The sequence below is a fragment of the Membranihabitans marinus genome (assembly GCF_021729155.1).
Classification (GTDB): Bacteria; Bacteroidota; Bacteroidia; order Chitinophagales; family Saprospiraceae; genus Membranihabitans; species Membranihabitans marinus.
In genome coordinates, this window is record NZ_JAJQYA010000021.1 from 77,356 (window position 1) to 87,377 (window position 10,022).

Below are 10,022 nucleotides of genomic sequence, written 5' to 3' on the forward strand. Positions count from 1 at the left end.
AATTTACCTCTTTTAATATTCTCTTACTTTACCAGCGATTGAAAATAAACTTTGTATTGTGGATTATCCACAGTGGAAATAATTTTAGCCGCGTAATTCCTTAGAACTCCTGATCCGATCTCTAAAGTCTCTCCCGATGACAATACATCTCCTATTCCTTTAATGGCCCCATATTTAGTATAAAGATCACTGGATGATGATATATTTTCAATTAATGTATCCCATTTTGACTCCACACTATCGTACTCTATACCAGACATCAAACGCATATAACCACCATAAAAATCTAATGCCGTTTCTCCTGTGATTTTATGAGCATTATTCTCAAAGAAAGGCAAATTGGCTGCATCTCTCGAATGGCTCAATATATTACCTGCACTGGCCACCAATGTAGGCGACTCCTCTATATTTATAGTGTGTAAAACTTCAATCGCCTTTTCTTCATCGGACTCGTACAATGCCTTAAGCGCAGCATCAACCACTCGATATGGAAGAGATGATGACTGTACCATAGCCATTAATTTAACATCCGACATCGGAGTGCCAATGGTAGACAATACGCCAATAGCCTTAGCTTTCACAAAACTATTTTTATCGCTCATTGCCATCTCCATCACCTTTTCTTTATGAGAAACTGGGCTCATCGGTGAAACAATATCGAGGGCCATTAATTTAAGATCTTTAGAAGGATGACTTAATAATCGATCTACATCGATAGCCATGGGATCAGCATTTCTAGCATTCAACAATACATCGGCTACATGATCGGTATGGTTGATCAAAAAACTGGCTTGCAGTCCAGAATAATTTTGATTGGTCACCACCAATTGAACGTGATCCGGATCAAAATTGACTACGGCTGGCTCACTATCGATATCGGTAATAGTAAAAGTCTGATTGCGTTGATTCAACCAAAACTCAAATCTCTGTTTACTGCCATCTTGGGCATAGACATCAAATACGGCGGGAATTTCAAAAATGGCTACCGAAATATTCGGATCCTGAGTCTGACTTACATTTACCTCCAAGGATTGATTCGAACTATCATAATTATACTCAATATCCAATTCTGGATGACCGGCACCTAAATACCACTGGTTAAAGAACCAATTTAAATCCTGTCCACTTACTTTCTCAAATGCCAAACGCAAATCGTGTACTTCTACAGAAGAATAAGCATGCTGAGTAAGATAGGTATTCAAGCCGGCAAAGAAAGCTTCATCACCCAAATGATGACGCAACATATGCAATACCATTCCCCCTTTGTTGTAGGTATGCGCATCGAACATGTCTTCGTCTACGGCATATTGAAAATCAATTAAGGGATGAATTTCGGTAGATGTTGAATAAATATATCCAAATTTCTCTTCAAACAATTGAGCTTGACCTTCGTATTTTCCATACTTATGTGCCCGCCATAAATGTTCACTGTAATTGGCAAAACCTTCATTGAGGGTTAAGTTAGACCAACTCTCTGTAGTTACTAAATCACCAAACCAATGATGAAAAAGTTCGTGGGCTACAATTCTATCGTTGTTGTTGTCGATTAAATCTCTGCTCCGACGTTGTACAAACTCTCCAAAGATAACAGCAGTGGTGTTTTCCATGGCTCCAGATACATAATCTCGAACTACAATTTGATCGTATTTCTGCCACGGAAATGAAATACCTAGCAAATCAGAAAAATACGATAACATCTCAGGGGTATTATCAAAAATGGCTTTGGCATCTTTTTCAAATTCTGGCTCTACCCAATATCCGAGTGGAATACCATTCCAACTATCCTCAACTACTGCAAACTCTCCTACAGCCAACATAAATAAATAGGGTGCATGGGGTTGATCCATTTTCCAATGGTCGGTTCTCTTACCGTTGCCCTCGTCCTTGGAACTGAGCAATAAACCATTAGACAGCGTCTTGAATTTGTCCTGTACCGTAATATAGATATCAGCCGTTGTTCTCTCATTGGGCTTGTCTACTGTGGGAAACCACTTTGAATTGTGTTCTGTTTCTCCTTGAGTCCATATTTGCTGAGGTTTATTTTCAGAGCCATCAGCGTTGATAAAAAACAAACCCTTGTCTGAAGTAATGGCAGCACTTCCACCAGTTTCTCCTGGAAAGGCTGTATAATCAATGGTCAGCTTAACCTTATTTTGACGAGTTAAAACCGCGTCCAATATCACGGTTAACAATTGACCATCGTAGGTATAGTCCATCCCTATCTCGCCATTATTCACTTTGATATCGTGAATTTCAAAACCTTTGGCATCCAAAACAATGGTATTGGTTGCATAAAATAGGGGTTTAAGGGTAATTTCAGCCTGGCCCAACACCGCTTCGCGTTCCCAATCAAAGGCTACCTTTAAAGTAGTATGTAGTATATCGATTGTTCTTTCAAAAGTGGCTCGATACACCTCTAATTCATTGGGGACTTCTTCCGTTTGAACGACAGGCATCTCCTCCTTCAAAGTGTCCAATTTAGGTGCTGTAACCACCATTGTATCCAATTGTCGCTGTTCAATGCTGGGAATATTTTCATCTCCAGATTTGACGATTTTCTTACTCCCCGAACACGCGACCAATTGAAATAAGACAATACAAAATACTACATACTTCATATAAATAATTTTTAAACTGCTACATTAAAATCTCTCAAAGCACTATTCAAACTCACCTTTTTATCCGTGCTTTCTTTTCTCTTACCGATGATCAAAGCACAAGAAACCTGATACTTACCAGCGGGAAAATCTTTCTCATAGGTTCCAGGTATTACCACACTTCTGGCGGGAACAACTCCTCTGTAGGTAACAGGTTCCGAACCCGTAACATCGATGATATGAGTAGACTGAGTAAGTACGACATTGGCACCCAATACCGCCTCTGTTTCTACCTTTACTCCTTCGACAACGATACATCTTGATCCGATAAAACAGTTGTCTTCAATAATTGTTGGAGCCGCTTGAGGTGGTTCCAAAACACCGCCTATACCTACACCACCACTGAGGTGTACATTTTTACCTATTTGAGCGCATGAACCTACTGTGGCCCATGTATCTACCATTGATCCAGCACCTACATAGGCACCTATATTGACGTATGAAGGCATCATAATGGTCCCGGGCTCGAGGAAGGATCCATATCTCGCTATAGCATGAGGGACGACTCTAACGCCTTTCTCTGCATAATTTTTCTTCAATGGAATTTTATCGTGAAACTCGAATGGCCCGACCTCAATGGTCTCCATTTTACGAGTAGGAAAATACAAGACTACGGCTTTCTTTACCCAATCATTGACCTGCCAAGTTCCGTCGGCAAGTGGTTCTGCAACTCTAAGAGCACCCTGATCCAATAATTCTACCACCGCCTCTATAGCCTCCAATGTTTCAGCAGACTCTAAAGTGGATCGGTCTTCCCAAGATTTTTCAATAATCTGTTGTAACCTTTGAATATTCATTCGTTAATTTTTATATGATATAAACTAATTTTAGCGCAAATATCTGTCCAGCAACGCCCAATAATAACCCTCCAAAAAGCTCTAGCCAACTGTGACTCTTTAAATAAAACCTCGAAATTACCACTAAAAAACCGATTATTAAAGTCGCTACTAAAACAAAAGCCAAGGGCAAATAATAAAAATGCCCACCTTGATGCCATGTGATACTTCCATATTCAAAAGCGAGATTAGCAATAGCTAAATTGACGATGAGGCTGGCTATCCCAGCACTATGCATACTGACTTTAAAGAAATTGTTGATAAAAAAACACAAAAACAAGGTAATCAAACTACCTAAAATAAAAATTTCAAAAATCAGGGCGACACCGTAATTCTGAATATTTAAATAATACCATATATAAAATATAGCGGTAACAATATAAGGACCTATTCGATCCATCCTCTGTGTCAAATGAATAGAGGAAACCAGATTTAATCGAGCCATCATAAATACGGCAATCAATGGCATCATCACACAAATAAAGAGAGTCTGTACCAAAAAAACAACATCTTCAAAAGGACTGCTATATCCAAACTGATAGGGATTGGCCATTAAATATATCACCAATATATACAGTGGTAAAAATATGGGATGAAATACAACCGACATTGCCTTGGCAACGATCTCACTTACTTTTGCTATCATAGAAATATTTATTCAAAGGTAATAATTCCTCGATTAAGTCTTGGTAATCACGATTTCTACCCGTCGATTTTTGGCCTTATTAAATTCATTGGAATTGTCTGAAATCGGTCTAGCTCTTCCATATCCTATAGTTCTCATCCTGTCACTCGACACGCCTTGGCTTTCCAAAAATCTTTTAACAGCATAGGCGCGTTTCTCTGACAACTCGCGCAGAGCTTCTTCATCACCAAAATTATCGGTATGACCTTCTATTAAAATGCTAATATTTTTGTACTTTTTCATAACATCGACCAACCGTTGAATTTCTGGATAGGAAACAGACAATATACGATCCTTTCCCCTATTGAAATATATTGGGTCTAAAGTAATTCTACTGTCGACTTTTACCGGATCTACTCGGACAATAATCTCAGGTATGGTCTTCGCATTTTGCAACAAAGTGGCCAAATTTTGAGTAATTGGTTTTGAAATATATTGATCCAATTGGGCTTGAAAAGTAACCAAACTCGCATCGTTAATATCCAATATAACACCATCTGCGCCAACATCAACATTCAAATTTAGTCCGCCTTCCTGAGGTCTCATCTGTACGATTGAAGCCAAGGGCTGTTGGGTTTGTGAATCGACTACTTTCAATTTAATCTTATTAATACGGGGCTTAGCTTGGACTTGTTCTTTAGGTTGGGCCACAGGTTTGGATTCCACATTGACCGAACGATTCGCCAGGACCAAATCATCCTTTTGGCTCACTACACTTTCATCTATCTCCGTTGAATTATTAGACAAAGCCTTTTCCTCTTTAACTATTTCGTCTTGTATTTCTGCCTTAAAATCATAAGAAAATATATCCCAACTACCATCGCGATCAGAACTAAAATACAATTTTTTACCCACCACAAAAGGGTGGCCTTCATGAGAAGGGGAATTAATCGGTTCATTTAATCTTTGAGGTTCACTCCAATGCAGATAGCTTTTGTCCAATCGCCGCGATACATATATATCACTTTGATGCATTCCTGGACTTCTAGTGGACGAAAAAAACAAAAATTTTCCATCTTCACTTAAGGCTGGACTAAACTCTCGATAAGGACTATTGACTAGACCGGGCAGTAATTCCGGTTGGCTATAAATATTGGTATTTACCCTGGTAGACAAATACAGATCCGTGTCGTTCTGCCCCTCCTTGGCCAAAGCGATGATCATAATTTCACCATTTCGAGACAAACAAATATTGGCTTGTCCCACCAGCATATCATCAAATCCATAAATAAATAGGGGCTGGGGAAAATCGTATTCATTTTCACTTGCCTTTTCAGCAAAAGAAAAGCCCTTATACATACTGCCATTCTCATAGAATTGATTGAGCAGGACCAAAGTAGTCTGATCCGGCATTATGGCGCAGACAGAATTGGGTAGGGCATTGTTGAGAGGATGATCGGGGTGATGGAGCTTAGCAAACTTTCCATCGACCTTTTTCGCTATAAAAATATCTTGATTAAAAGGAGATAGATACAACTCACTGTGCTTCTTATCGCCCAGAGATAAGTAAACTTCCTGTATTTTTTCGAGATAATCCGCAAAACCCAATATTTTGGACAAATCCTCTCCATTGTAATACAATGTTCTGTTGAACCTGGCATCCTTCATCCTAGTGAAATACATTGTATTGCCATCCCAAGTAAGGATAGGAGCTATTTCATCGGTATTAGGTCCATTAACAAAACCTGGAAGCTTTTGAAGCTTTGACGAGAGATCTTGACCCAAAACGAGTTTTCCAAAAAACAACAAAATGATGACAGACCAAACACAGCTTCTATTCATTACACAGACATTAGAGAGTGCAAATATACTGGCATCCCTCTTTAAAAAAAGCATTCCCGAGGTTTTAACTTCGCAATTCTTTTCTTAAAATCTTCCCAACATTACTTTTCGGCAATTCTTTCCTAAATTCTACATACTTAGGTCTCTTATATCCAGTTAAATATTTTTTACAAAACTCCTTCAACTCCTTTTCCGTTAGACTATTATCCTTCTTAACCACGAAGACTTTGACCACTTCAGACGAATGTTCATCCGGTACACCAATGGCAGCTACCTCCAAAACCTTTGGATTCATAGCGATCACATCTTCTATTTCATTGGGATATACATTGAATCCCGAGACTAAAATCATATCTTTTTTGCGATCCACTATTTTAAAGAAACCATCGGATTCAATCAATCCCATGTCTCCCGTCTTCAGCCAACCGTCCTGAAGTACTTTAGCCGTCTCATCAGGTCTTTTATAATAGCCCTTCATTACCTGAGCTCCCTTGACCTGGACTTCTCCCACCTGATCAAAACCCAAAACATTGCCTTCATCATCGACAATACGCATATCGGTAGAAGGGATGGGAATACCTATAGTTCCCAGTCGAGCTGAATCGTTAAATGGATTCACACAGACTACAGGACTGGCCTCTGTCAAACCATAACCTTCGCTCAATACACAACCGGTGACTTCCTTCCACTTCAGAGCTACTGCTTTTTGCACGGCCATACCTCCACCAACGGTAATTTTCAAACTGGAAAAATCACAGTTTCTAAAATCCTCATTATTGGTCAGTGAATTAAACAAGGTATTTAAACCGGGGAATACCGATATTTTTTCATTCTTGAACACCTTTACCAGGGAATTAATATCTCTGGCATTGGTAACCAAGACGTTTTTCATACCCAAGGCGGATAGGGCGATAAAATTTACCGTAAAGGCAAATATATGGTATAGAGGTAGTGGACAGATGGCAATCTCCTTGCCGTCTTCCAAAAATGGACTCATGATTTCTTTTACCTGCAAACCGTTGACCACCAAGTTTCGATTGGTCAACATAGCTCCCTTAGACACTCCTGTCGTACCACCGGTATACTGTAATACCACTACATCATCGGGATGGGATTTTACGGGCTGCATAGTAAATTTCTTACCCGCATCCAAAGCTTCACTAAAGGTAACTGAATTCGTTAATTGATATTTGGGAACCATTTTTTTAACCTTGCGCACCACAAAGTTTACCATATGACCTTTGAGACCTAGCAACTCTCCAATACTCGTCCTGATAACCACTCTAATATCGGTTTCAGCCGCTATCTTCTCATATTCTGCTGCAAAATTTTCTAGGATAATTAAGGCTTTTGCATCTGAATCTACAAACTGATGCTTCATCTCATGTGAAGTATATAGTGGATTGGTATTGACTAAAACCATTCCCGCCTTTATTACCCCATAGGCTGCGATGGGAAATTGTAAGATATTAGGCATGACCAAGGCCACTTTATCCCCAGCGACCAAGCCTCGAGACTGTAGATAGGCTGCAATATAAGTAGCTGTAACCTCTATCTCGTGATAGCTCATGTCTTTCCCCATACAGGAATAAGCTGTCAGTTTACTGTATTTTTTAAAACTATCGCTTAAAAATTGATTTAAACTATCGTAAGCCGATATATCTATATTCGCCGCCACTCCAGTCGGATAATTTTCTAACCAAGGTTTATTTCCCATAATCCATCATTTTATTTATAATTTCAAGACGTAAAAGATACGATGATTTTTAGTATTTAACAAAATACAATATAATTCTAAATTTTCATCATCCAGAATATTCGTGGTATTTAACCCGAAATTCACAGATGAATATAACAAACTATTTGTATTATACTATAAAACACCTTTAGTTTATGAGAAAAATAAAGAGAAAACTTCATCCTATTTTCGACCAAAATCAGCTGGTATTTCTCCCCAGTTGACCGTATCCCACTTCAATATTGGGTTGCGCACTTCATGCTCTTTCAACCACTTTTCCGCTCGATCCACCAATTCAAATAGGGCTGCATTTTTATTATTACGCTCCAAAGTAGTTTTGATCTTCTTATTCCGAACCCAAGCTTGTGCCGTCTTCGAGTCCGAATATATGGGTATTTGATAGGCTTTTTTCTTGTCCAACATAGCCAATGCATGGACTAAAGCCAGAAATTCTCCCAAATTATTGGTACCCTGCTCAAATGGCCCCTGATGAAAGATCAACTGCTTATTATGGGTCCAAACTCCTTGATATTCAACCCTGCCGGGGTTGCCCGAACTTGCCGCATCCACACTGATACTATTCATAATAATACCTTGAGACGACGAGGGCTTGGCGCTGACTTTCTTTTGTTCTGCTTTAAAAGAAGATTTCCACCCCTCTCTAAAAGCCAAAGTAGCTGACTCAGCATCGGGATAAGACTTGTATTTGGCATTGGGATATCCTTTAATATTTTCTTGACATTTACTCCATGAATCGTATATGCCTGGATTCAATCCCTCCCAAACCACGTAATATTTAGACTTTTTACTCATTATTATATTTTATTTCTAGGTCCAAGACCAGTTTTTTTTGTATTTTATACGAAATGCATTTTACAATGACTGAATGCGTCATACCTCGACAACAAATCGAAAGATTACCGTTAATTATAGATGATTTTCGTTTAAATCACCTTCGAGCCGCCCCATCCACAACAACTTTCCCGTTATGGAAAATCAAGTCCAGCAACTCATTGCCCTAACTCAAATAAAGGGAATCGGATCTGTAAAAGCAAAAGCAATAATTCAAACATATGGTTCCGTGCATGATTTTTTTTCACTCTGTAGATCACAATCCTCAGATATCCCAGTAACACTGAAACAACTTTGCAACTATAAAAATATTGAATTCGGCTTAAGATGGGCAGAAAAACAGATGATTTATGCACAAAAAAACAATTGCGAGATTGTTACCTACTTCGACAGCAAATATCCATATCGACTTAAACACTTTGATGACAGCCCCCTTGTATTGTATACCAAGGGACAAATGAACCTCAACGCCGATAGAATGATAGGCATTGTCGGTACTAGGAAAATGACGACTTACGGCAAATTTAATATAGAAAAATTCGTTCAAGACTTAAAGGGACTGAACATTGTCATCATCAGTGGATTGGCCTATGGTGTCGATACTATGGCCCATAGGTCTGCGTTGGAGAATGGAATCTCAACCATAGCCGTGATGGGAACTGGACTCGACCTCATCTATCCCAATATCAATCGATCGATTGCCCAAAAGATGCAGAAGAATGGGGGACTAATAACTGAACTCGGCATCGACACCCTTCCTGAATCATATCATTTCCCCGCTCGCAACAGGATAATTGCCGCCTTGTCCGATGCCCTACTGATTGTGGAATCTAAGACCAGGGGCGGTGCCATGATCACAGCCAATCTGGGCTTTGGTTACCACAAGGACATTTTTGCCTTTCCCGGACGATCCAATGATATCTATTCTAGCGGGCCCAATAAATTGATCAAAGAGCACAAAGCTCAATTAATCATGGGAGCTCAGGATTTGTTAAAAGCTATGTCCTGGGACAAAATCCAAAGAAATTCCTTGGTTCAAACCAGCCTATTTCACGAGTTTACAACATTGGAAAAAATCATTTTAGAATCTTATACCAAAAACCAAGCCTTCCACATCGAAGAAATACTAGCCGATTTGCCCTATTCCAATGGGGAAATCGCCACTGCCTTGCTCCAACTCGAACTCAAGGGCATTGTCAAGACCCTGCCAGGCAGTAGATATCTTATTGTTTAAGACAAATTACATTTTATAATGACGGAAAAGATTTAGCTCGTTCACCACCGTGTCGTAGATGGGTGAGCTTATTAATCATTAAATGGATTTCGTATAAAACATATATGATATGATAAAACTATAGTGGCGAATAATACGATTTACGTTTTATGATGACGGAAAAGATTTTTGAATGACTGAATGTAGTTGCCCTTTAGGGCAACCAAAGGTCGTAAATCGACCTTTGATGAAGATGACC

7 protein-coding genes are annotated in these 10,022 nt (G+C 39.2%); 1 reads left to right on the forward strand and 6 read right to left on the reverse strand.

Annotated features, from left to right (window positions below; all coding sequences use genetic code 11):
* Positions 1-23: 23 nt before the first annotated feature.
* The 6 genes from LVD51_RS13280 to LVD51_RS13305 form a co-directional block, all read right to left on the reverse strand.
* Positions 24-2,618: a M1 family aminopeptidase gene (locus LVD51_RS13280; protein ID WP_236971870.1), complete on the reverse strand. Its 2,595-nt coding sequence runs from the start codon at positions 2,616-2,618 to the stop codon at positions 24-26.
* An 11-nt stretch (positions 2,619-2,629) separates the two neighbouring features.
* Positions 2,630-3,454 (reverse strand): 2,3,4,5-tetrahydropyridine-2,6-dicarboxylate N-succinyltransferase, encoded by an 825-nt coding sequence (locus LVD51_RS13285; protein WP_236971871.1) that lies wholly within the window; start codon positions 3,452-3,454, stop codon positions 2,630-2,632.
* A gap of 10 nt (positions 3,455-3,464) precedes the next feature.
* Positions 3,465-4,139 (reverse strand): hypothetical protein, encoded by a 675-nt coding sequence (locus LVD51_RS13290; RefSeq protein ID WP_236971872.1) that lies wholly within the window; start codon positions 4,137-4,139, stop codon positions 3,465-3,467.
* Between the two features lie 33 nt (positions 4,140-4,172).
* The gene (locus LVD51_RS13295) at positions 4,173-6,014 is read right to left on the reverse strand and encodes an OmpA family protein (protein ID WP_236971873.1); all 1,842 of its coding nucleotides are present in this window, start codon (positions 6,012-6,014) and stop codon (positions 4,173-4,175) included.
* Positions 6,015-6,024: 10 nt separating this feature from the next.
* On the reverse strand, positions 6,025-7,677 hold the full coding sequence (locus tag LVD51_RS13300) for an AMP-binding protein (RefSeq protein WP_236971874.1): 1,653 nt from the start codon (positions 7,675-7,677) through the stop codon (positions 6,025-6,027).
* 204 nt (positions 7,678-7,881) lie between these two features.
* Positions 7,882-8,511, reverse strand: a complete 630-nt coding sequence (locus tag LVD51_RS13305; RefSeq protein WP_236971875.1) for a ribonuclease H1 domain-containing protein — start codon at positions 8,509-8,511, stop codon at positions 7,882-7,884.
* 175 nt (positions 8,512-8,686) lie between these two features.
* Here LVD51_RS13305 and dprA point away from each other — a divergent pair, with 175 nt between their 5' ends.
* Complete coding sequence (gene dprA, locus LVD51_RS13310) at positions 8,687-9,784, forward strand: DNA-processing protein DprA (protein WP_236971876.1); 1,098 nt, start codon at positions 8,687-8,689, stop codon at positions 9,782-9,784.
* Positions 9,785-10,022 lie beyond the last annotated feature (238 nt).